This is a genomic window from Pseudomonas sp. 2995-1, from assembly GCF_002742505.1.
Taxonomy (GTDB): domain Bacteria; phylum Pseudomonadota; class Gammaproteobacteria; order Pseudomonadales; family Pseudomonadaceae; genus Aquipseudomonas; species Aquipseudomonas sivasensis.
Genome location: NZ_LJSA01000604.1, coordinates 304,796 through 327,660, shown reverse-complemented (window position 1 = coordinate 327,660; position 22,865 = coordinate 304,796). Strand labels below are relative to the sequence as shown.

At 60.5% G+C, this 22,865-nt stretch carries 24 protein-coding genes; 12 read left to right on the top strand and 12 right to left on the bottom strand.

What is annotated here, in order from left to right:
- Positions 1-5 precede the first annotated feature (5 nt).
- The 3 genes from AOA61_RS29800 (at position 6) to tam (ending at position 2,301) form a co-directional block, all read left to right on the top strand.
- Positions 6-521: a single-stranded DNA-binding protein gene (locus AOA61_RS29800; protein WP_003232445.1), complete on the top strand. Its 516-nt coding sequence runs from the start codon at positions 6-8 to the stop codon at positions 519-521.
- 122 nt (positions 522-643) lie between these two features.
- Positions 644-1,450, top strand: a complete 807-nt coding sequence (locus AOA61_RS29795) for a hypothetical protein (RefSeq protein ID WP_143521280.1) — start codon at positions 644-646, stop codon at positions 1,448-1,450.
- Between the two features lie 89 nt (positions 1,451-1,539).
- A complete protein-coding gene (gene tam / locus AOA61_RS29790) occupies positions 1,540-2,301 on the top strand; it encodes a trans-aconitate 2-methyltransferase (protein WP_099603299.1) in 762 nt (253 codons plus the stop codon).
- A gap of 20 nt (positions 2,302-2,321) precedes the next feature.
- On the opposite strand, the gene AOA61_RS29785 is transcribed toward tam, so the two are convergent.
- Positions 2,322-2,885 carry a cysteine hydrolase family protein gene (locus tag AOA61_RS29785; RefSeq protein ID WP_032884542.1) on the bottom strand — a complete coding sequence of 188 codons (564 nt, stop codon included), beginning with the start codon at positions 2,883-2,885 and terminating at the stop codon, positions 2,322-2,324.
- A gap of 96 nt (positions 2,886-2,981) precedes the next feature.
- Here AOA61_RS29785 and AOA61_RS29780 point away from each other — a divergent pair, with 96 nt between their 5' ends.
- The 3 genes from AOA61_RS29780 (at position 2,982) to AOA61_RS29770 (ending at position 5,967) form a co-directional block, all read left to right on the top strand.
- On the top strand, positions 2,982-3,941 hold the full coding sequence (locus AOA61_RS29780; RefSeq protein ID WP_099603298.1) for a GlxA family transcriptional regulator: 960 nt from the start codon (positions 2,982-2,984) through the stop codon (positions 3,939-3,941).
- 171 nt (positions 3,942-4,112) lie between these two features.
- A complete protein-coding gene (locus AOA61_RS29775) occupies positions 4,113-5,222 on the top strand; it encodes a DUF3182 family protein (protein WP_099603297.1) in 1,110 nt (369 codons plus the stop codon).
- Positions 5,212-5,967 carry a S9 family peptidase gene (locus AOA61_RS29770; RefSeq protein ID WP_032884545.1) on the top strand — a complete coding sequence of 252 codons (756 nt, stop codon included), beginning with the start codon at positions 5,212-5,214 and terminating at the stop codon, positions 5,965-5,967. The genes AOA61_RS29775 and AOA61_RS29770 overlap by 11 nt, the downstream gene beginning before the upstream one ends.
- A gap of 5 nt (positions 5,968-5,972) precedes the next feature.
- Here the strand turns inward: AOA61_RS29770 and AOA61_RS29765 are convergent, their stop codons facing one another.
- From AOA61_RS29765 to AOA61_RS29755, 3 genes are read right to left on the bottom strand one after another with little or no spacing between them, the layout of a single operon-like run.
- A complete protein-coding gene (locus AOA61_RS29765) occupies positions 5,973-6,917 on the bottom strand; it encodes a lysylphosphatidylglycerol synthase domain-containing protein (protein ID WP_099603296.1) in 945 nt (314 codons plus the stop codon).
- The gene (gene clsB, locus AOA61_RS29760; RefSeq protein WP_099603295.1) at positions 6,907-8,175 is read right to left on the bottom strand and encodes a cardiolipin synthase ClsB; all 1,269 of its coding nucleotides are present in this window, start codon (positions 8,173-8,175) and stop codon (positions 6,907-6,909) included. Before clsB ends, AOA61_RS29765 begins: the two co-directional genes overlap by 11 nt.
- Entirely contained in the window at positions 8,172-8,951 is a 780-nt protein-coding gene (locus AOA61_RS29755; RefSeq protein ID WP_032884548.1) for an endonuclease/exonuclease/phosphatase family protein, read from the bottom strand. Before AOA61_RS29755 ends, clsB begins: the two co-directional genes overlap by 4 nt.
- A gap of 266 nt (positions 8,952-9,217) precedes the next feature.
- On the opposite strand from AOA61_RS29755, the gene AOA61_RS29750 reads away from it, so the two are divergent.
- From AOA61_RS29750 to AOA61_RS29730, 5 genes are all read left to right on the top strand, one after another.
- Positions 9,218-10,660, top strand: coding sequence for an OmpA family protein (locus tag AOA61_RS29750; protein WP_218197413.1), 1,443 nt, complete (start codon positions 9,218-9,220; stop codon positions 10,658-10,660).
- An 18-nt stretch (positions 10,661-10,678) separates the two neighbouring features.
- On the top strand, positions 10,679-12,244 hold the full coding sequence (locus tag AOA61_RS31010) for a hypothetical protein (protein WP_122822295.1): 1,566 nt from the start codon (positions 10,679-10,681) through the stop codon (positions 12,242-12,244).
- On the top strand, positions 12,245-13,075 hold the full coding sequence (locus AOA61_RS29740; RefSeq protein WP_099603293.1) for a hypothetical protein: 831 nt from the start codon (positions 12,245-12,247) through the stop codon (positions 13,073-13,075).
- Between the two features lie 58 nt (positions 13,076-13,133).
- Positions 13,134-15,218 carry a mechanosensitive ion channel family protein gene (locus AOA61_RS29735; RefSeq protein WP_099603292.1) on the top strand — a complete coding sequence of 695 codons (2,085 nt, stop codon included), beginning with the start codon at positions 13,134-13,136 and terminating at the stop codon, positions 15,216-15,218.
- Positions 15,219-15,330: 112 nt separating this feature from the next.
- Positions 15,331-16,215 (top strand): sugar nucleotide-binding protein, encoded by an 885-nt coding sequence (locus AOA61_RS29730; protein ID WP_032884551.1) that lies wholly within the window; start codon positions 15,331-15,333, stop codon positions 16,213-16,215.
- 126 nt (positions 16,216-16,341) lie between these two features.
- Here AOA61_RS29730 and AOA61_RS29725 read toward each other — a convergent pair whose 3' ends face one another.
- The 5 genes from AOA61_RS29725 to AOA61_RS29705 form a co-directional block, all read right to left on the bottom strand.
- Positions 16,342-17,040 (bottom strand): OmpW family protein, encoded by a 699-nt coding sequence (locus AOA61_RS29725; RefSeq protein ID WP_095186186.1) that lies wholly within the window; start codon positions 17,038-17,040, stop codon positions 16,342-16,344.
- Positions 17,041-17,134: 94 nt separating this feature from the next.
- On the bottom strand, positions 17,135-17,656 hold the full coding sequence (locus AOA61_RS29720) for a DUF3299 domain-containing protein (protein ID WP_032884553.1): 522 nt from the start codon (positions 17,654-17,656) through the stop codon (positions 17,135-17,137).
- An 11-nt stretch (positions 17,657-17,667) separates the two neighbouring features.
- Positions 17,668-18,933, bottom strand: a complete 1,266-nt coding sequence (locus AOA61_RS29715) for an ABC transporter permease (protein WP_027605183.1) — start codon at positions 18,931-18,933, stop codon at positions 17,668-17,670.
- Position 18,934: 1 nt separating this feature from the next.
- Positions 18,935-19,645, bottom strand: a complete 711-nt coding sequence (locus AOA61_RS29710; RefSeq protein ID WP_099603291.1) for an ABC transporter ATP-binding protein — start codon at positions 19,643-19,645, stop codon at positions 18,935-18,937.
- A 6-nt stretch (positions 19,646-19,651) separates the two neighbouring features.
- On the bottom strand, positions 19,652-20,254 hold the full coding sequence (locus tag AOA61_RS29705; protein WP_099603290.1) for a DUF2796 domain-containing protein: 603 nt from the start codon (positions 20,252-20,254) through the stop codon (positions 19,652-19,654).
- 132 nt (positions 20,255-20,386) lie between these two features.
- Here AOA61_RS29705 and AOA61_RS29700 point away from each other — a divergent pair, with 132 nt between their 5' ends.
- Entirely contained in the window at positions 20,387-20,734 is a 348-nt protein-coding gene (locus AOA61_RS29700) for a hypothetical protein (protein ID WP_099603289.1), read from the top strand.
- Here AOA61_RS29700 and trxA read toward each other — a convergent pair.
- Genes trxA through AOA61_RS29685 form a run of 3 tightly spaced genes read right to left on the bottom strand, consistent with a single transcriptional unit; the run spans position 20,731 to position 22,750 of the window.
- Positions 20,731-21,603 (bottom strand): thioredoxin, encoded by an 873-nt coding sequence (gene trxA, locus AOA61_RS29695; protein ID WP_032884557.1) that lies wholly within the window; start codon positions 21,601-21,603, stop codon positions 20,731-20,733. The genes AOA61_RS29700 and trxA overlap by 4 nt on opposite strands.
- 32 nt (positions 21,604-21,635) lie before the next feature.
- A complete protein-coding gene (locus AOA61_RS29690) occupies positions 21,636-22,298 on the bottom strand; it encodes a methyltransferase (RefSeq protein ID WP_099603288.1) in 663 nt (220 codons plus the stop codon).
- A complete protein-coding gene (locus AOA61_RS29685) occupies positions 22,295-22,750 on the bottom strand; it encodes a YbaY family lipoprotein (protein WP_032884559.1) in 456 nt (151 codons plus the stop codon). The genes AOA61_RS29690 and AOA61_RS29685 overlap by 4 nt, the downstream gene beginning before the upstream one ends.
- Between the last annotated feature and the right edge of the window lie 115 nt (positions 22,751-22,865).

Sequence of the window (22,865 nt, the reverse complement as noted above, 5' to 3'; positions counted from 1 at the left end):
ACGTTATGGCCCGTGGGGTTAACAAAGTCATATTGGTCGGTACATGCGGCCAGGATCCCGAAGTTCGCTACTTGCCTAACGGTAACGCCGTGACCAACCTGAGTCTGGCGACCAGCGAACAGTGGACCGACAAGCAAACCGGCCAGAAGGTCGAGAAAACCGAGTGGCACCGTGTGTCGATGTTTGGCAAGGTTGCAGAGATCGCCGGCGAATACCTGCGCAAAGGTTCGCAGGTCTACATCGAAGGCAAACTGCAGACCCGCGAGTGGGAAAAAGACGGCATCAAGCGTTATACCACTGAAATCGTGGTCGACATGCAAGGCACCATGCAACTGCTGGGCGGTCGTCCACAAGGCGATCAACAGGGCCAGGGCGGCATGTCCAACTCGGCACCGCGTCCACAGCAGTCGCGTCCACAGCCAAGCCAGCAGCCACAGCGTGAGTCGCGTCCAGCGCCACAACAGGCCGCTCCGCAACCGGCTCCGGATTTCGATAGCTTTGATGACGATATTCCTTTCTAGGATATCGCTCGGAGCAATCCGTAAAGCTTTCCCGAAAAGCCCCATGAGCCCTGCTCTTGGGGCTTTTTTGTTTGTAGGTTCGCATTGAGAACCGCCGACCCACACAGTCATGGATGAACATCGTGTCGAACACACTGCTGCGCTACGTATTGGCCGTCGTTTTGGCGGCCGGCTGCACCGCGTTACACGCTGAGCCAAAGGCTTCTAAAAACCTGATTGTCGGCCTCTGGGCCATGCAGGCATTGAACGAAGGTCAAACGACCGTGGCTGAGTTCAGGTCCGATGGCCAATTGTTGATGCACGCTTTCGACTGCGTGAAATCAACTCGGGAACCGACGAACGTGGTCGCTTATTCCGTGGCTGACAATGGGGAGGTAATCAACATGATATTACCGACCAAAACCATTGAGCTGAAGGTGCTGACCTTTTCTCCCGAGGCCATGCAGTTCACTTCCCGAACGGATGGCATGGAAATCAGGTACGACCTTGAAAAAGTCGACAGCATCGATTCTGTGTGCGAACGCTACCCTCAGCTCAAGGCCGAGCAGGCCCGGAGTACGCCCTACACCGACACTGATTTCGTCGCTGCCCCAGCCATTCCCGACCATCCGGGTATGGACCGCTACGTCGGCAAATGGAGCTCTAGTAATTTTGTGATGTATGAAATTACCCGAGATGTGAACGGGGTTTTTTACCTGAGTACGCCCAGTGACAAAAACTGGCATTACCTCTACAACGACGTTCACTGGATAGGCAATGCACTGCATTTCCAACGGTATACCTACTCGGACCATGAACAGGCGTTTCGTCTCCCAAAGCACAAATTACTCACCCCTACCAGTCTTGAACCCATGCTTGACGGCCGGATGCGCGAAGACTTCATCCTCAATGGCGATCCGTACATGAGTTTTCTGAAGCGGATGAAATGACGGCATAGAAGATCTCCGGCCCTGGCATTTGTCCTCATGGGTCACACGATTTAGGCTGTAGCCCCTTCCAAAGAACAAGGAAAGCCGCGATGACCTGGTCTGCCAAGCAGTACACGATGTTCGAGCAACAACGCACCCGTCCGGTCCGTGACTTGGTTGCAGCCATTCCAAATAGTGACGTGAAAACCGCCGTTGACCTGGGGTGCGGCCCTGGCAACTCCACTGAAGTGCTGGCCGAGCGCTTCCCTCAAGCACATGTCATCGGCATGGACAGCTCCGACGATATGTTGATCGACGCCCGCAAACGCCTGCCGGAATTGAGCTTTGAACTGGCCGATATCGACGCCTGGAGTCCCGCGCAAAAATTCGACGTGATCCTGGCCAACGCTTCGCTGCAATGGGTGCCCAACCACAGCACGCTTTACCCTCATCTGGTCAACCAGCTGACGCCCGGCGGCACGCTGGCAGTGCAAACCCCGGACAACCTCGATGAGCCTGCACACCGGCTTGCGCGTGAAGTCGCGGCCGATGGCCCGTGGTCTGCAAAGCTTGGTACGGTCAAACACAATGAGCGGTACGCGGCGAGCTACTACTACGAGTTGCTGAGCAAGCACTGCGCTGCCGTTGACGTATGGCGCACGACCTACCTGCACCCGTTGGCGGATCACGGGGCTGTGGTGGAGTGGTTCAAGGGCACGGGATTGCGTCCATTCCTTGCGCCTTTGACCGATGGTGAAAAAGCCGCCTTTCTACAGGAATATCAGGCGCGGATTGCCCAGGCGTATCCAGCCCTGGCCGATGGCACCGTGTTACTGCCGTTCCCGCGCCTCTTTATTATCGCGACCCGCTAAAACACCCAGGCAAGCAGCGTTTACGCCGCCGCTGCTTGCGCCTTCAAATACTCCTCCGCCGACACCACGCCCGCATACCCAAACGCCAACGAGGCCATGTACGCGCCATGCACCTGCGCGGCCGGAATCACCTGCCCGTTGAACTCCTGATCGCGGGTGGCGCAGGCATCATGAATGACCGTGACCTTGTAGCCCAGATCCGCTGCGGCCCGCACCACGGCATCGACGCACATATGGCTCATGCTGCCGACCACCACCAGTTCGGTGATGCTGCGTTGTTCCAGCAAGGCGCGCAGATTGGTTTCACGAAACGAGTTCACGAAATGTTTAAGCACCACAGGCTCATTGCTTTCGTTCAGTACCTTTGGATGCAACTGCGCGCCTTGTGACCCAGGCGTGAAGAACGGTGCATCTTCGGACGTGAATTCATGGCGCACATGAATCACCGCATCACCTGCCTGGCGGAACGCCTTGAGCACCTGCGCAGCCTTGTCCGCCGCAGCTTCCACACCATCAAGCGGCCACTTGCCCTGGGGGAAGTAGTCGTTCTGGATATCGATTAGGATGAGCGCTTGCTTGGCCATGGGTATTGCCTCGAGATGGGTTGATGGGCCCAGTATCTTAGCTGGCGCCGGCGCCGGGGATTGGCTGCACCGACAATAACAGGGGGAAAACTGACAATGGCGGTTGTTGAGCTGGGCGTGTTGATCTACGAAGGGGCGCAATTGGCCGCCGTGCATGGCCTGACCGACCTGTTCGGCGTGGCCAACCGGATTGCGGCCGAGCATCAGTCTGCACAACTGCCGCTGTTGCGTATCAGCCATTGGCAGGTAAGTGCCGATGGCTCGCCGAAAAGGGTATTCGACAGCCACCCAGGCCCCGACCAGCCGATGATGGCCGTGCTGGTGCCCCCGTCGATTGGTGAGTTCACCGAAGAACAAGCGCCGCCTGCGCTGCTGGAGTGGCTTCGTCAGCAGCACGCGACGGGGACCGTACTCGGTGGCGTCTGTATCGGCTCGATCATGCTGGCGCGCAGTGGCTTGCTGGATGGGCGCAGCGCTACTACCCATTGGTCTTCCGCCAAGTCTTTTGCCGCACGTTACCCCTCCGTGCGCCTGGAGGCGGACAAACCTATTGTCGATGACGGCGACCTGATTACCACGGCCGGGCTGATGGCGTGGTCCGAACTGGGCCTGCGTCTGGTTGACCGTCTCATGGGGCCGAGCATCGCTGCCGACACCGCGCGGTTCTTGGTCATCGAACACAGCGACAGCGCCAGCCAGTGCGGCAGTAACTTTGCGCCGATCCTTGGTCATGGCGACGCGGCCATTCTCAAGGTTCAACATTGGTTGCAAGCCAGCGGGGCGATAGATGTGTCCGTCGCGACCATGGCGCAAGAGGCGGGGTTAGAAGAACGTACTTTCCTGCGGCGCTTTCGCGGCGCCACTGGCTTGAAACCCACCGAATACTGCCAGCACCTGCGTGTGGGCAAGGCGCGGCAGATGTTGGAGTTCACCAACGGCACCATCGACCATATCGCCTGGACCGTGGGCTATCAGGATCCCAGCGCCTTTCGCGCCATTTTCAAGAAAATCACAGGTCTGGCGCCCAGTGATTATCGCAGCCGTTTTGGCGTGTGAATCGTGCAGAACGCCGCGCACTTGACGCCTCGTCGTGCAGAATAAAACAGGCCAAATGCCATCGGTTTTTCAGTAACTGATTGATTTCAAACCGGTCCCGCCCCTCCGTGTTTTGGCCTGATCCCTGCAGCCTTCTTGATACACACATGGCCGGACGGCCAAGGGGGACGCATGACCCCGACACAACGCAAAAAATGGGTGGTCGCTTACTCCACACGAGAGGGCGCACCTCAGCATGAAGTGGACACAAACCTCGCCCTGGCCCGCTGGCTGGCGCAAATTCTGGGGCTTAAATTCGGCGGCAGCTACGATCCGCAAAAACATGCTGGCCGTGAGCTGTATTTACTGCCCACGCAAACCCTTGTGGGCCCGGCGCAGGCCCGCGCCCTTAACGTCAAAGGCCCCGAAGATCTGTGGGGCGGCTATGTCGATCACGACTTCATCTGCACCAAAGCCATCAGCCATGGTTTGTTAAGCCCTGAGGCCAAGGCGCCAGAGGGGTGGTCGCCGTTGTTCTGCGAGCGGGTAAAAAAAGTCGTGTTGGAAGGCCTCAGTGTATTCGCGCTCGAAGACGCACTGCCCGCTGCCACCCGTTTGCTCAACGACGGGCCCATTCGCCTGAAACCAGTGCACGCCTGCGCTGGGCGCGGCCAGGAAGTTATCCACAGCCTCGATGCCTTCAAAGTCGTGCTGGCCCGACCTGAGGCCGTGCAATTGTTCGACGAAGGCGTGGTGTTGGAGCAGGACCTGCATGATGTGGTCACCCATAGCGTGGGCCAGAGTTTTATCGGCGATCACGTGTTCAGTTACTGCGGCGAGCAATACCTGACCGAAGACGGGGAGGGCGAAGGTGTCTATGGCGGATCCGACCTGCTGGTCGTACCCGGTTATTACGAAGACTTGCTTAAGCTCGATCTGCCCGAGGACGTACGCCTGGCCATCGAGCAAGCGCAGGTCTTCGACACGGCAGCTGATGAAGCCTACCCCGGCTTCTATGCCTCACGGCGCAACTACGACATCGCTCAAGGTTTGGATAACCACGGCCAGCGTCGCAGTGGCGTGCTCGAACAATCCTGGCGCATGGGCGGCGCCAGCAGCGCGGAAGTCGCGGCGCTGCAGAGCTTCATCAACCACCCGGGCCTTAAAGCCATTCATGTGTCCTCGGTAGAAACCTACGTGGACCAAGCGCTGCCGGCGGATGCCATTGAGGTGTACCGCGGCCCCGCGGAAAACAGCGACTTTCTTCTCAAGTACGTGACGGTTAAATCTTATGACGGCTAGAAGTGAAACCATTTCCATCGATATCGACGACGAACAAATGAGCGGCACGTTTCTGAGCCCTAAATCCAAAGTGCCGGGCGTGTTGTTTGTGCACGGCTGGGGCGGTAGCCAAGAGCGGGATCTGGAGCGGGCCAAAGGCATCGCCGGCCTTGGGTGTGTGTGCCTGACCTTCGACCTACGCGGCCATGCTGGCAACGGTATTCCATTGAACCGCGTCACCCGCGAAGACAACTTGCGGGACCTGCTGGCGGCGTATGACCGGCTGCTCGCCCATCCTGCCATCGACACCTCGGCGGTGGCGGTCGTGGGCACCAGTTATGGCGGCTACCTGGCTGCAATCCTCACCTCGCTGCGCCCGGTACGCTGGCTGGCGCTGCGTGTGCCGGCGTTGTACCGCGATCAGGAATGGCTCAAGCCCAAGCGCGATCTGGATAAGGTCGATTTGATGGATTACCGCAGCACCCTGGTGCATGCCGAGACCAACCGCGCCTTACATGCTTGTGCGGCGTTTACCGGTGATGTGCTGATTGTCGAATCGGAAACAGATGACCATGTGCCCCACGCCACCATCATGAGTTACCGCGCCGCGTGCCAGCAGACCCATTCCCTGACTCACCGCATCATCGATGGCGCTGACCACTCCCTCAGCGATCCGGTTTCCCAACAGGCCTACACCTCGATCCTGGTGGACTGGATCACCGAGATGGTGGTCGGCGAGCGGTTGAGCATCATCCAATCCCAGTAGTGCGTTCAGGCGGGTGTTTTCTTCACCCGCAACGCCTTGGCCTTGGCTTCCACGCCCAAGTACATCACCAGTGCAATCAGCAGCGGGCAGATGAAGTAGATCGCCCGATACGCAATCAACCCCGCCAGCAAACTGCCCCGCGACGCCTCATGCTGTAACAGCCCGATAAACACCGCTTCCAGCACCCCAAGCCCGGCTGGGATATGGGTGACTACGCCGGCAATCGCGCTGATCAACAACACACCCAGTACCAGCGGATAGTCCAACTTGGCGGGCAGCAGGGTAAAAATCACCGCCGCCATCAGCGACCAGTTCAACGCGCCCAACGCCAGTTGCAAGCAGGCCATGCGCAGCGATGGGAGGTTGATCTCGATGCCTCGGATCGACCACGCGCGTTTTTTCGAAAATTGGCAGGCCGCCAGGTAGCCCAGGCTGGCCAACACCAGCAATACACCCACCCCTTGCAGCGCGCCGCTGCTCAGCTTCCAGCCCGGCGGCATGGTCACCAGCCCGCTGCTGAAAACCGCGCCGGCCAGCGCCATGTAGCCAAACCAATTGGTGGCCAGGCTCAGGCCCAGAATCTTGGCGATATTGCCGGTGCTCACGCCCAACCGCGAATACAGCCGATAGCGCATGGCGATGCCGCCGACCCACGCGCTGAGGTTGAGGTTGAACGCGTAGCTGATGATGCCCACCGGCAGAATCTGCTTCCAGCGCAATGGCTGGCGGATGTAGGTGCGGCCGATCAGGTCGAAGCAGGCGTAGACGATAAAGCTGCACAGGGTCAACGCGCCTGCTATCAGCAAGGTACGCAGTTTGAAATCACCCAGCGTCTGGACCACCTCGCTCCAGTCGATCCTGCGGGCGAGCAGGGTGAACAGCACGATCAGCAGCAGGAAGAAGGCGATGGTCAGGGGCTTCTTCCAACGCTTGAAACGCTCAGCTTTCATGGCGCTGTTCCTCATGCACGAAGGGTTTCAAGCGCGGTTTGTGCGCAGGCAGCCAACCGGTCAGCGCGGGGAAATGGCGCATCACATGGAACACCAGGAAGCCGACGGTCAATCGCCACAACCACAGGCGTGGCTTGCGGTTTTCCGGCATGGTCTGGCAGTGATTTTTACTGAGCACTTCGAGGCGCTCGTACAGTTGCTGATTAAACGCGCGGTCGCGAATCAACACGTTGGCTTCCAGATTCAGTGCCAGGCTCAACGGGTCCAAGTTGCTCGAACCTACAGTGCTCCACTCGTCATCCACCAAGGCGACTTTGCCGTGCAGCGGGCGCTGGCAGTATTCGTGAATCACTACGCCGTCTTTGAGCAGGTAGTCGTAGAGCATGCGTGCTGCCAGTTTGGCCAGCAGCACGTCGGGTTGGCCCTGCATGATCAACTGCACATGCACGCCGCGGCGCGCGGCGTTGCGGATTTCCCGCAGCAGGCGGTAGCCGGGGAAGAAATACGCGTTGGCGATCACCGCTCGGTGTTGGGCCTTGCTCAGGGCATGGATATACGCTTCTTCGATATCGTCGCGGTGTTGCAGGTTGTCACGGTAAATCAACCGTACCATGCCGTCGCCGTGCTCGCTCGACCACGCTGAAGGCCGCTGCTGGCGCCGTCGCCACCCGCGCCGCGTGCGCACCTGGCGGCCACTTTGTGCCAAGGCAAAGTGATGCAGGTCTGCCACCGCCGGGCCAATTACCTGCACCGCGTAATCCTGTTTGGCCTCGGGGCCGAAATCCCCCAAGTGATCAGCAGAGAAGTTGATCCCGCCGATAAACCCCACGGTGGCGTCCACCACCACAATCTTGCGGTGCAGGCGGCGGAACCAGTTTGTGCGAATCCCCAGCGTCTTGGACGCCGGATCGAACATCTGCACCGTCACGCCGGCTTCGGCCAGCTCACCGAGAAACCCCGCGCTCAGCTCGCCGCAGCCAAAGCCATCCAGGCTGACCACGACCTTGACCCCACGCTGCGCCGCCTCGATCAGGATACGTTGCAGCTCATGGCCAACCTTGTCTTCGAAAAGGATAAAGGTTTCCAGCAGGATCTCGCGCCGGGCTTGGCGCAGCGCCTCGAATACCTTGGGAAAGTACGCTTCGCCGTTCTCCAGCAACTCGACCTGATTACCGCTTTGCCAGCCGTAATCCAGGTCGCGTGCCTTGGTTTCGTCCGGCGGCTGGTCGGTAGAGATGTGCTCGACCGCAACGTTCATAGCTCAATCTCCACCGACAGCGGCACGTGGTCTGAAAGATGGGACCACGGCCGTGTGGTCAGCACCTGTGGGTTGTGAACCTTCACGTTGCGCACATAAATGCGGTCCAGCGGCAGCAACGGCAGGCGTGCCGGGAAGGTGCGCGCCGGTTTGCCAAGGGTGTGCACGAACACCTCGGTGAGGCCGCTTTGGCTCAAATCGGCCCGCTGGCGCCAGTCGTTGAAATCGCCGGCGACCACCAACGGCGCATCGGCAGGAATCTCGCGGATGCGCTGCTCCAGCAAACGCAATTGCTGCTGGCGATGCACCTCGCGCAAGCCCAGGTGGATACAGATTGCGTGCACTTCCTGCCCGCTGCCCGGCAAGCGCAACACGCAATGCAGCAGGCCACGGTTTTCATGGCCGCTTTGGGAGATGTCGAGGTTGTCGTAGCTCACGATCTGGAATTTCGACAGCAGCGCATTGCCGTGGTCGCCATGGGGATAAACCGCGTTACGCCCGTAAGCGAACTGCGGCCAGATACTGTCGGCCAGAAACTCGTACTGCGGCATGTTCGGCCAGTCGCTGTAGCGCTGCGGATGGCGCTCGTGGGTGCCATGGATTTCCTGCAGGAACACCATGTCTGCGCCCACGCTGCGCACCGCTTCTCGCAGCTCGGGCAGGATGAAGCGTCGGTTCAGGGCGGTGAAGCCCTTGTGGATATTGACCGTCAGCACTGTAAAGCGCGTGATGGCGACGCTGGGGGTAACGGGCACCCAGTCGGGGATCGCAGTCATGTGTATTCCTGTGAAGAGTGGGGCTTGGCTTCATGTAATGGCTGACTGCTGGCGGCTGGAGAAAGTTTCGAGCGTCCTACGGACGGTTCTGAAGGACGCATGGAATTACAAATGCTGTTGAATTGCCATCACTGACGTGATCCAATCCCGCGCTATTTACCCCATTCAACGATTGTGCAGGGCCTGTTCATGGATGATGCAGTTGGCGCGTATTCGGCGTTGGCAGTGGGTCGGCGGCTCTTTTCATGAAGGCCGGAACCCATCAAGTGAATACCTCCTTTACCCGAAAAATCAGCCTGCTTGCTGGCGCCGTGGCGCTCAGCGGCTGCGCGACGCTTAACGACGCCGGCAAAAACTACGGCACGGCCATCGGTTGCGCCGGTGGTGCATTGCTCGGTGCAGGCCTGACGTATGCGATCACGGGCGATGCCAAAAAGGCGATCGTCGGCGGTGGTGTGGGCGCGGCGGCCGGTTGTGTGGCGGGTAACTTGTGGCAGAACCGTTTGCAGGAACTGGAGCGGATCGCCAAGGAAGAGAACCTGAATATCCAGGTGCAAACCCTGCAAAGCCAGGAGGTCGCCAGCGGAAACGCCCGCGCGCCGGCACCGACTGAAGCGGGCATCGTTGCCCAAGTGCAGGATGAAGGCATGTTCGCCACCGGCAGCGCGCAGTTGAGCGCCAATGGTCAGCGCCAGGTCCGCAAGTTGGCCGCCGCGTTCGCGCCCAAGCAGGGCCAGAACAGCCAAGCGGCTATTCTGGTCGTCGGCCACACCGACGCTACCGGCAGCGCCGCCACCAACCAGCGGTTGTCCGAGCAACGTGCCCGCGCCGTGGCGTCGATCCTGGCCGAGCAAGGCATCGCCCCGCAGCGTATGTTTTTCCAGGGGGCGGGGGCTTCGCGGCCAATCGCCGACAACAGCGATGTGCAGCAACGCGGCAAGAACCGTCGGGTTGAGATCGTTGAAGTGACTGACCGCAACATGCTGGTCAAACGGGTCAACGCCGAACAGAACAACTCCAAATACCTGGCGCACGGTACCTCGACCGAGCCTGCGCGCACCGTCGCCCGCGCGCCGAAAAACAAGCCTGCTGCCACCACCAAACCGGCTGCCGAGAGCAAGCCCGCCGATGCCGGTACCGCCCTGGTCGACTTTGGCGGCCAGCCGGCCAGCGACACGCGTTGGACCCTGGCCCAAGGCATCGCGCCGAAAAAGGCCGGGTTCGCTCTGGTCAGCAGCGCGCAAGCCAACGATCTGCCCAACAGCAGTTGCGAAGCCGACCGCCCGCGAGAAACCGGCAAGGTGTTCAACCTCGCCAGCGGCAAGGCGCTCGACACCCAAGTCACCACCGAGTACCTGCCGGGCTACAACAACCGCGTGTGGGCCAATGTTGTCAATGGCCACCTCGTGACGCTGTCGCCGGTTTCGATCCTGCGTGACGGCGCCAGCGTCGACCGCCAACCCTTCATCGAAGTGGTCCAGGGCTACAAGGACGGCAACCGCAAGTCGATCAAAAGCAAAGCCGTGGCCAACACCTACGAAGGTGAGGACCGGGTGCTCTATCGCGTTTTCATCCAAGACCCCAAGGCACCGGTGTCGTGTATCGACGTGGTGTTCAGCAAGAAAAACTCCGAAGCCACGGACGGTGCGTTGTTCTACCCGCGCAGCCGTGAAGCTTTCACTACCCGTTTCGTGCCGATTCGCGCGTAAGACTCAAGGACATACACCATGGAAGACTTCAGCTTTAATGCGCTGACGGCCCTGCTCTGGGCAAACAAGCTAATCACCGGCCTGGTGATTTCCACGCTGCTGGCGGCGATCCTGATTCAAGCGTATTGGGAAAAAGTGGGTTATTTCGTCATGCGTGTTTGGCACGGCGTGCCCGTGATCGGCAAGGTAGCGCGCCTGTCCAAGCAGAGCCTGATGCTCGACGCTTATGGCTGGCCGAAATCCGAGAGCGAGCTGTGCGACGCGTACTACTCGCGCTATGAAAAAATCGGCGCGGAAGACGTCGATTTCTTTAATAAAAGCGAATCCTACCTGCGCACCATCGGCGAGCGTGGCCGCCGGGAGCGACCTTTCTGGGTGTTTGCCCTGATTTTTATGCTGATCATGTTCGAGGCCGTGGGTTTCGCCTACGTACTGGTGCCATTCATTAACCAGAACCTGTCGGCCAATGACCAAAGCTGGATGGGCTGGTTGTTTGCCTTCCTGCTGGCGGTCGCCTCGGCGATCCTGGCCGAAGTCACCGGCCGTGCTGCGCACAAGAACGCGCTGATCAGCAAGGCTCGCCACTGGTGGGAAAACGACAGCGACAGCGATCGCCCGAATCAGCTCAAGGAGTTGCCGGGCATCGGGATCAAAGACACCGAAAGCGATAAAGACGGCAAGGACTACAACCGTATCCTGGCGCGCATCAACACCAACCACACCGTGACACCAAGCCGTGGCTGGATGATCACCACCGGTATCTGGATCGCGATTATCGCGATTGCGGCGTTCGGTATCCGCACCATGCAGCTCAAAAGCATCGAGACCGAAATGGTCGGCAGCCCGCATGCCTTTGCCCAGCAGAATTACGACTCGGCCAGCCCGTTCGAGCTGCCGGCCGATTCGGCGGCGATCAACGATCAGGCAGACAAGCAAACCCTGACCGACAAGATGGACGCGATCCGCAAAGCCTCGCTGATCACCTTCATCGTGCTGTCGGTGATCTACATCGCGATTCAGATCACCAGTATCTGGCTGGCGTCGATCTTCGGTTTTGCCGGGGTTGAGTCCAAGACTGCCTGGGAGCACACCCACAAGTTCTCCAGCGGCGAAGCCCTGGAAAACTGGATGCAGAGCCAGCGCGTGGAAATTGCCTCCCATGCCGATCACAAATTGAGCAAATTGCAGCTCAAGCTCGCCGGGCGCACCACCACCAACGCCCAGCAGCAGGCGGCGTTGACCACTGCACACAATCGCAGTTTCGAGACCTTCGTGGCGCGCAAACAGGCGTTGCCAGGGAATCCGCAACCGGCGGCCAAACCCGTCAATGTTCCGGTTGCACCTGCCGCACCTGCCGCACCGGCGGTAGCAGAAGTCGCTGCACCAGCCCCAGCCCCGGTGCAGGCGCCAGTGGCGGTGGCTGCCTCGGAAGGTCTCGACGCCCTGCGCGGCAAAGACCTGACGGCCTACACCGAAGAGCAATTGGCAACGATCAGCCGTGCCAAAGGCCACGCCCTGGAAGATGTGCTGGCGCTGCGTGCCGAACAGCAGTTGGTTAAAGACTTTGACGCAACAGGTGCTTGAATGATGATCCCGCGCTTTTTCTGTGCCCTGTTGCTGGCGCCATTGATGGCGGTGGCCGGCGAGCGCAACGACATTCCGGATTGCTATCCGTACGCCAAGGTCGCTGAGTTTCGGCCCGTGGCTGCGGGGCGCGAGTTGACGGTGATCATTGATCAAACGATCCCGATGCCTGAGGTTATTCAGAAGGCCACTTGGGCCCAGGTGCAGCGCTTTGTACAGCCGGGCGATAAGGTCCGACTGTACAGCTTCTCGGCGTTTCTGCCGGGGCAGTTCATGCAATTGCGCTTTGCCGGTGAACTCAACCAGGGCATCGACGAGAAAGTCCGTGAGCGCGTGGGCATGCAATCGCTGCGCACCTTTGATACGTGCCTGGCCGAGCAGCGCAGCTTTTTCAACAAGACCTTTGGCAAGGTGTTTGTGACCACGCTGCGTGAAGCGTCCGAAGATATTGCGCGCAGTGAGATCTTCCAGTCGTTGCGTGATATAGGCAAAGACCTGGGCCAGCAACCGGCTCAGGAACGTGTGGTGTTGTTGATTTCCGACATGCTGGAAAACAGCGACTTCGGCAGCTTCTACGCCAACAACCGGATTCGTGATCTGCAACCCGACGCCGAGCTGAAGCGGGTGGCCGACAAAGGCCTGTTCGCCGATCTGCAGGGCGCGCGGGTCTATGTGGCCGGTGCGGCGTTGGTGACCAAGGACGTCAAGCAGGCTTATCGCTCCGGCAAGACCATCCAAGCGTTGGAAGGCTTCTGGAAAGGCTATTTCGCCGGCTCTAACGCGCAGTTGGTAGCGTTTGGCGCGCCAAGCCTGAATGTCGACCTGAAGTGAACCATCCCTGCTGAAACCCGTCAGTTCCTTACAGACCCTTCTGAAGGAACTCGGTGTTTTGCTGAATCTCAAGACTGCATTACTGCTCGGTGCGCTGCTGTTTTGCGGCAGTGGCGCACTGCACGCCGCGGCGGTTGCGCCCGAACCCGAGACGCCGGCCAAGCCAGAGTTGCTGGTGGAAGGCGGACTGCTCGGTGCCATCAGTTCCAGCATCGACGACGTGCAGGACAAGCTCGACCTCAATCAGAGCCTGATCGACGCCTGGCGCCTGCGTGCGGACAGGGCGGCGGATGAAGTAGGGCGGTTGGTCGACCAAACGTCAGAACGTTCGCCGTGGAGTGTGGCCGGGAATTTTCTGCTGCTGTCAGGTGTGTGGGTCGGCGCATTTACCGTGTTGACGTTGCTGGGGCGGTTTATCGTGCAGCGCTTGGGCCGACGGTCATTCGTCGCACAGCGCAAACGCCTGCATGCGGTGCTCGGGTATGTGGTGCCCTACACGATCCCGGCGCTGATCTGCCTGCCGCTGACCCTTTATGTCAGTCACTTCCTGCCCACTTCGGTGGGGCGCGCGTTGGCACTGTGTTTTGCCTATGCCACCAGCAGCGGGATCTTTTCCACCTCGATGCTGTTGTGCGTGATTGTCATGTTCAATTTCGGCCACAAGCGGCCGGCGGTGCAGATTATTCGCGATTACTGCCCCAAGCCGCTGTTCCTGATTGGCTTCCTCGCCGCCCTCAGCGATGCCCTGACCAGCCCGCAAATTGCCCGCCAGCTTGGCGGCAATATCACCAGCAGTATTGCGGTATTTACCGGCCTGTTCGCGGCGGTGATTTTCGGCGTGCTGGTGGTGCGCTTGCGTCGGCCGGTCGCCCATCTGATCCGCAATCGGCCACTGGCCCAGCGCCTTAAACATCCGGCGTTGCAGCAATCTTTGCGGGTGTTTTCCGGCCTTTGGTACTGGCCGATTCTATTGATGGTGCTGGTCTCGGCAATCAACCTCATCGGCGCCGGTGACGATAACCAGAAAGCCCTGCGTTGCGCGCTGTTCACCACGATTCTGCTGATTGGCACCGTGTTCTTGAGCACCGTGTTGCAACACCTGTTCAAGTCCCGCAGCCAGGTAGCGATCCAGCGCAGCAGCGCCTATAAAGATCGCTTCTTGAGCCTGTTGCACGCGATCCTGCGCATTGTCATGGCGATCGCCTTTATCGAAATCCTTGGGCGGATCTGGGGCGTGTCCCTGTTCGAGTTTGCCCAGCGCAACTCGGTAGGGCGGGCAATCAGCGACTCTTTGAGCAGCATCGGCCTGATCCTGCTGATGACATGGTTGTTCTGGGTGGTGCTCGACACGGCGATCCAGGAAGCGCTGAAACCGCCGGTAAACAAGCGCTCCAGTCGCCAGCCGAGCACGCGGGTGAAAACCATACTGCCGCTGTTGCGTAATGCGGTGAAGATCATCCTGGTGGTCATCTGCGCGATCACCACCATGGCCAACCTTGGCATCAATGTCGCGCCGCTACTGGCGGGTGCTGGTGTGGTCGGCCTGGCCATTGGTTTTGGCTCTCAGCAACTGGTGCAAGATGTGATCACCGGGCTGTTCATCATCATTGAAGACACGCTGTCCATCGGCGACTGGGTGGTGCTCGACTCCGGCCACGCCGGCACCGTCGAGGGCCTGACTATCCGCACCCTGCGTCTGCGTGACGGCAAGGGCTTTGTGCATTCGGTGCCGTTCGGGCAGATCAAGGCGGTCACCAACCAGTCGCGGCAATTTGCCTATGCGTTCTTCTCGGTGCAGTTCACCTACGACACCGATGTGGACAAGGCCGTGGAGTTGATTCGTGAAGCCGGTCAGTCGATCCGCGACGATGTCTTCCTCAAGTACAACCTGCAAGGGCCGCTGGAAGTGTTTGGTGTCGACAAGATGGACCTCAATGGCGTGGTGCTCACAGCGCAGTTCCGCACGGTATCGGGTGGGCAATATGCTGTCAGTCGCGCGTTTAACCAGCGTCTGAAAAAGCTTGTGGATAACTGCCCCGAGGTGCACTTCGCGCAGACTTATCCACAGCAGGTCATGGTGCCCCAGCGTTCGGCGTTGGAGCATGAGCCCGCAGAGCCAGGCGTCAAGACACTTAATCCGTGACGGTTGCGCTACAAACCCGCAAAATGCAACGATTCTGGCAAATGCCAGCGGCAAGGCCCACGGGCCTGCCGACCATAGCCAACGTTCCAAACAGACCGGGCCTGCTCAATCTATGCGAATGCGCCTTATGTTATTGGGCGGCGGGAATGCCCTCGGGCAGGCGCTGATTCGCCTCGGTGCAGAGGAAGACATCGGTTTCCTCGCACCCAAACCGCCCCAAGACGGCTGGGATGCCGCGAGCCTCACCCAATTGCTCGACGACACCCGTCCCGATGCCTTGATCAATCTCGCCTACTACTTCGACTGGTTCCAGGCCGAAGCCGTCAGCGAAACCCGTTTGGCTTCGCAGGAGTTCGCTATCGAGCGCCTGGCCGAACTGTGCCAACACCACAACATCACCCTGCTGCAACCGTCCAGCTACCGCGTATTCGATGGCTCCCGTGCCACCGCCTACAGCGAAAAGGACGAGCCGGTGCCCCTGGGCCTGCGTGGCCAGGCGTTGTGGCGTATCGAACAGAGTGTGCGCGCCACGTGCCCGCAGCATGTGTTGCTGCGCTTTGGCTGGCTGCTGGATGACAGTGTGGATGGCACCCTCGGGCGCTTCCTGGCTCGGGCCGAGAAACCGGATGAATTGCTGATGGCGGATGACCGCCGTGGCAACCCGACGCCTGTGGATGATGCGGCGCGGGTGATCATTTCGGTGCTCAAGCAACTCGATTGCGCGGCGCCGCTGTGGGGCACTTACCATTACGCCGGCCAGGAGGCGACTACGCCGCTGGCGCTGGGTCAGGCGATCCTAACCGAAGCGCGCACTTTCCATCCGTTGGCCATTGAATCGCCCACCGCCCAAGCCCACGCGGCCCGGCCGGATGCGACGGACGAGCCGCAGCACGCGGTGTTAGCCTGCAAGAAAATCCTGCATACCTTTGGCATCAAGCCGCGGGCCTGGCGGGCGGGGCTTCCGGCGCTATTGGATCGGTTTTACCGCCACAGCTGAACCCAACGCACAACCAAATGTGGGAGGGGGCTTGCTCCCGATAGCGGTGTACCAGTCACTGGTTTGTTGACTGATCCACCGTCATCGGGAGCAAGCCCCCTCCCACAGTTGTTTATGCAGTTTTGCTTAGAACTTGTAGCCGATACCCACCATGTAAACCATTGGGTCCACGTCCACATTGACCTTGGCACGGGTGCCCGGCGCCACGGCGTTGTTTTCCACGGTAGCCTTGGTGCTGATGTCGATGTAACGCGCCTGGGCGTTGATCATCCACTTGTCGTTGATCATGTAGTCCGCGCCGATCTGCGCAGCCCAACCCCATGAGTTCTCGGCTTTGAAGTTGCTGAAGCCTGCGCCCTGTGCACGGCTGCCGACGTGTTCGTCGTAGATCCAGGTGTAGTTGATACCGGCGCCTACGTACGGTTGGAACGGGGATTTGTTGTCCAGCGGGTAGTACACGACGCTCAGGGTTGGCGGCAGGTGTTTCAGCGTACCCAGCTTGCCGTTGGCGCCGCCGAGGGCGGTGCCCTTGATCTTCACGTCATGCTCGAACGGCGTGGCGGCCAGCAGTTCGATACCCACGTGGTTGGTCAGCATGTAGGCGAAGTTGAGGCCCAGTTGGGTGTCGCTGCTCATGGTCGCCTTGCCGCCCAGGTTGGTACCGGCCAGCGGGCCCTGGTCAACCTTGACGGTGCTGCTGTCGGCCTTCGGGTTCACGGTGATAGCACCGGCGCGAACCAGAATGTCGCCCGCTTCGTGAGCATGGGCAATGGGGGCGACGAGGGCGAGCGCGAAGAGGGACGCGCCGAGCAGAGACTTGTTCATGGGAGCTCCAAAGGACGTTTAAAAGTTGTACGTCCAATGGTAAAGATCGTTCCGTTCGGTCTGTTGACTCAGCTCAATGAAAGGACGATCAGCGTTATTCCTGCAGTTCGTACATGTAAATCTTCTCGGCATCCATCTGGTAACCGGCGTCCGCCAGTTCGCTGGTAGACGGCTTGACCTGCATCGCGCCTTCGATCCAATACGGCTGGTAGAGCTCATCGAGCTTCACGCCGACTTCACTTTTCACATGCACGATCTGGTTCGACGGCGGCGGCGGTACGTGGATGCACGCGCCGAAATACGGCACCAGCAGGAACTCGGTGGTACGGCCTTCTTCGCTGACTTCCAGCGGCACGATATAACCCGGCAGGCGGATGTGCTGGCCATTGAGGCTCTGCACCACCGGCGCGTTGGGCAGGTCCTGCTTGGCCGCCGGCGCGGCTTCGACGGACAAGGCATCGGCCATGTTCGACAGGTCGTGCAGCGGTTTCATATTCGGGACTTCTGGCGGCGCGTCCGGTGGGATCATCTCCTGCCAGGACAAATCCTTGGGCTGCTCATCGGCCCAGGCGGGTACCGCCACCAGCAACAATAGTGCAAACAGGGCGCGACGCATCGAGTCCTTCCTCATAAACGTATGGACAGGCCATCGGCCAAGGATTGTCGGTAGGCGCGCCAGGCCGGCACGCTGCCCATCAACAGCGCAGCAGCCAGGATACCGGCGAGCAAGGTCCATTCATATTCGCTCGGCCAGGACATCGGCAGGTCCAGCCCGTAATTGGCCTGCAAATACCCACGCGACGCGGCAATGCATACATACAGCAAGCCCACGCCTGCGATCACGCCGGACAGGGCCAGGGCGAAGGCTTCGAAGATCAGCAACGTTGCGATATGCCACGGCCGTGCACCCACCGAACGCAGGATCGCCATTTCGCGGCGGCGTTCGTTGAGGCTGGTAAGGATGGCGGTGAGCATGCCGATCAAGCCGGTCAGCACCACAAACAGCGAGATCACGAACAGCGCTTTTTCGGCGGTGCCCATCATGCTCCACAGCTCTTGCAGCGCCACGCCGGGCAGGATCGCCAGCATCGGCTCGCCACGGAATTCATTGATCTCGCGCTGCAGGGCGAAGGTGGAAATCTTGTTGTTCAGGCCGAGCATGAAGGCGGTAATGGCCTGCGGGGTCAGGTCCATATTGCGCGCCTGATCGGCGCTGATGCGGCCTTTGCCCTGGGCCGGCACACCGTTGTGCCAGTCAATATGGATAGCTTCCATGCCGCCCAGGCTGATGTGCAACGTGCGATCCACCGGCGTGCCGGTGCGCTTGAGGATACCGACCACGGTGAACGGCTTGTCATCGTGCTTGACCAGGCTGACCACCGCCACGCCGTGGGCCAGTACCAGCTTGTCGCCGAGCTTGTAGTGCAGGGCATCAGCGACCTCGGCACCGAGCACCACTTCGAACGGGTCGGTGGCAAAGGCACGGCCGCTGGCCAGTTCGAGGTTTTGCTTGCGGCCGTACTGGTAATGCTCGAAGTACGACTCGTTGGTACCCATCACCCGGTAGCCGCGATGGGAGTCGCCGAGGGAAATCGGGATCGCCCATTTCACCTGGGGGCTGGCGGCGAAGTGCTCGTAGCTGTCCCAGCGGATGTTGTTGGTGGCGTTGCCGATGCGAAATACCGAATACAGCAGCAGGTTGACCGAACCGGAGCGGGCGCCGACGATCAGGTCGGTGCCGCTGATGGTACTGGCGAAACTGTTGCGCGCCTCAACGCGAACCCGTTCCACTGCGAGCAACAAGCAGACTGAAAGCGCGATGGCAAACGCGGTGAGGATCGCGGTAAAGCGACGGTTAGCCAGGCTGGCCATGGCTAGACGAAACAAATACATCTCAAACCTCTGCGGGCGTGGCGGCGCGATTGAGTTCGGCCAGCGACAGGTTGCGGTCGAACAGCGGCGCCAGGCTCTGATCATGGCTGACAAACAACAGGCTGGCGCCGGCGTCGCGGCATTCAGCGAACAGCAGCTGAAGGAAAGCTTCGCGGGCGTCGTAGTCCAGGGCTGAGGTGGGTTCGTCGGCGATCACCAATTCCGGTTGGCCGATCAGCGCGCGTGCGGCAGCCACCCGTTGTTGCTGGCCGATGGACAGCGAATCGGCGCGGCGCTCCAGCAGGTGTTTATCCTTCAAGCCCAAATGCGCGAGCAATGTAGCGGCGGCCTGGTCGACACTGCCGTGGCGCTGCTTTGCCCGCTGCGCTCGCAGTTTGGAAAAGTGGCAAGGCAACTCAACGTTTTCGCGCACCGACAGGAACGGCAGCAGGTTGAACTGCTGGAAGACGTAGCCCGTATGGTCGACGCGGAAACGATCACGGGCGCCGGCCGAGAGTTCGGTCAGCTCCTGGCCGAGCAAGCGAATGCTACCTCGGCTGGGTTTCTGCACGCCGCCCAACAGACCAAGCAGCGTAGTTTTGCCGCTGCCGCTCGGGCCCTTGAGATACAGGGTTTCACCCGCTTCCAGGCGGAAGGCGGGGATGTCCAGCAACTGTGGGTGACCGGGCCAGTTGAAGCGCAGGTCAGACAGTTCGATCAGTGCTTGGGTCATGTGAACTCAGAACTTCAGGGTGGCTGCTGTGGCGGTGGCATCAACACCTCGCTGGCCGCTCGGGCCGATCAGTTGCACCTGAATTTTCTGAGTGGCGGGGAAGGTCTTGAATACCTGGGTCAGGTCCAGATTGCTCAACGCAGTCGGCGTGGCGCAGGTGAATTGGTAGTGGGCGTGGATTTCGCTGTGGTCGTGATGATGTTCGTGGGCGCCGTCTTTGGCGTCGTGATCGTGGTCATCGTCGTCGTGGTCGGCTTCCGGCTTGTCACCGAACAGCGGGCTGTTGAGCTCCTGGGAGCTGATCACGCAACCGGCGGCCTTGGGCAGGTTGAACAGGGCCGATGGGTTTTCCAGCTGTTTGCGTGCAGCGGCGACTTTGGCCTTATCGGCAGCCGTGGTGGCGACGTGCTCAAAACCCACCAGATTCATTGCCGGGCTGTCCAGCTCAAGCTCCAGGGTCTGGCCGTCGAGTACGGCGTTGAGACGCCCGACGCCGTGCTCGTGCGCGCCGAGGCTGCCGTGTTCGTGGTCGTGATCATGGTCTTCAGCCGCATGGGCAATGGCCAGTGGCAGCAGGGCAAACGGCAAAGCGAGCAGCAGACGGCGCATGAGAGGGCTCCAGAACATGAAAGTTATGTTATGTGATCTTATAACAATAAGGCCGAGAGTTTGACCGTCTGCTTGGCGTTGCGCAAGCCGCATGGGAGCATGCCCGTCAGAAAAACTGCAGGAGTCAGGACGATGTTGCGAATTCGTGGAACCATCGGCGACCTGCCGGTGGACTTAACCCTGGAACTGGACGACGGCGATTGGGCAAAGTTGGGCGCGCAATTGCAGGCGACGCCGGCAGCCAGCGCCGCCGCCGCGCCGGTAGCGCCGGTCAAACACAATGATGACCTGTGGCAGAACGCCCAGGACCTGTTGCGCAACGCCGGACAACTCAGTGGCCTGGAGTTGCTTGATCGATTGGAAGGTTTGGCGGGGGATGCTGCGGCGGGCAAGCGACTGTTGGTGCGCCTGCGCCACAGCGCTAAGGTCAAGGTGAGCAGCGGCGGGGATACGCCGCTGTACAGTTGGATCGGTGATTAGTACAGCGCGGCAAACAACTTGCGGCGGTACACGGTGACCAGCGGGTGGTCATTGCCCAGCAGTTCGAACACTTGCAACAGGGTCTTGTGCGGCAGGCCTTCGCTGTAGCCGCGGTTGCGGATAAACAACTTGAGGAGGCCTTCCAGCGCGGCGTCGTACTGCTGGCGCGCCAGTTGCTGGATGCTCAACTGATACGCAGCTTCATCGTCCTGCGGGTTTTGCGCCAGACGGCTTTTCAAGTCGGCGGCGTCCGGCAGGTCGGCGGCTTGGCGCAGGAAAGTGATTTGCGCCTTGGCCCCGGCGAGCGCGGCTTTGTGGTCGTCGCTTTTCACTGCGTCGAGCACGGTTTGGGCTTCACCCAGCTCACCGCGTTCGGCCAGGCAGCGTGCGTACAGAATCAGCGCGGCGGCGTTGGTGTTGTCCTCGCCCAGCAGCGCGACGAGTACGGCTTCGGCGTCGCTGATGCGCCCTTCGGCAAACAACGTTTGTGCCTGTACCAATGGATCCGCCGCCTTCGGCGCGGGCATCTGCACATGCGGCGCCAACAGCGCTCGCACAGCCGACTCCGGCTGGGCTCCGGCGAACCCGTCTACCGGCTGGCCATCCTTGAACAGCACCACCGTCGGCAGGCTTTGAATACCAAAGCGCGCAACGATGTCTTGCTCGGCTTCGCAATCGACCTTCGCCAACAGCAACTCGCCCTGATAACTCTCGGCAATCTGCGCCAGCATCGGCATCAAGGCCTTGCAGGGCGCGCACCACTCGGCCCAGAAATCCACCAACACGGGTTTTTCGAAGGAGTTCTGAATCACGGCCTGGTCGAAGTTGGCGGCGGTGACGTCGAAGATGTACGGCGTGGGCTCACTCATGGGGCGTCTCGAATAAAGCGGGAATGGGGCAACTATAAGGGCTGGCGTCGCGAATGGTACAGGCTCACCTTGCGAAACTCCCAAGGCTCGGCCAAGTCCGGCAACGTCAGCGCATCGAGGATTTCCAGGCGCTGATAAGCCGGGTGTTGGAAGTCGCGCACCCGTGAGTCCGCCACCAGTGCTTCGCGGCCGCGGCTGAGGAAATGATCCAGCAGTGGCAGGTTGGCGCGATCGTAAAGCACATCGGCTACCAGGATCAGGTCGAAGCGATCGGCTTCGGCGAAGAAGTCCGGCGAATAGGTTAATTCCACGTTATTGAGCTCGGCATTGGCGCGGCAAGATGCCAACGCCAGCGTATCCAGGTCGCAGGCAACTACTTCCACCGCGCCCGCCTTAACCGCCGCAATCGCGGCCACGCCGGAACCGGCGCCGAAGTCCAGCACGCGCTTGCCCGCGACCCACTCGGGGTTCGCCGCCAAATACCGCGCCAATGCCAGGCCGCTGGCCCAGCAAAAACTCCAGTAGGGCGGCTCATGCAGGATGCGCCGGGTTTCTTCCGGGCTGAAGGCGCGGTCCATGTTGTCCGCATCCAACAGCCACAACGAGAGCTCGGTGCCCGGCAGCGGGCAGGGCACCAGTTGAGCGTCGCCGATCAGCGCGCTCAGGGCGCGCTGCAAGTCCAACGGGGGCGTCATGGTGCCTTGACGAGTTCCAGGGGGCCGGTGGTCTGGGTGATTGCTTGGGTGATGCGTACGGCGGGCAGGTGCAGGATCAACTGACCGGACTGGCTGGCGCGGCCACGCAGCTCAACCCGTGCACCGGCCGGGAAAGCCTCTGGGTTAAAACGCAGGCGGAAGGCCACGGGCTTGCCGTTGCCGGTCAGTACGCTGCTGGCGAGCAGTTGTTGCGGGCGCGAACGGTCGTCGATCACCAGCAGGGCCATCTCGACTTCGGCACCGGCGGGGACGTTGGTCAGGCTGCCGTTGATTTCACGTTGGTAGGCGGGTAGGGGGCCCAGGTCTTCAATGCCAGGGACTTTTTTCTCCTGCGCAGGCACCGGTTGGGGCGCAGACGGCTTGGGGGCTTCGCTGCTGCAGGCGACCAGGACACTGAACAGGGTGAGCAAAACAAGTGGTCGTAACTGCATGTACGGCTCCAGAAAGGACAAAATCCGTGGCTTGAAATGTAAGAAACATAATAGCCCGCCTGTATACCGTAAAGGCTATGGCTTGTCTTGCCACAGGGATGCGCTACCATGGCCC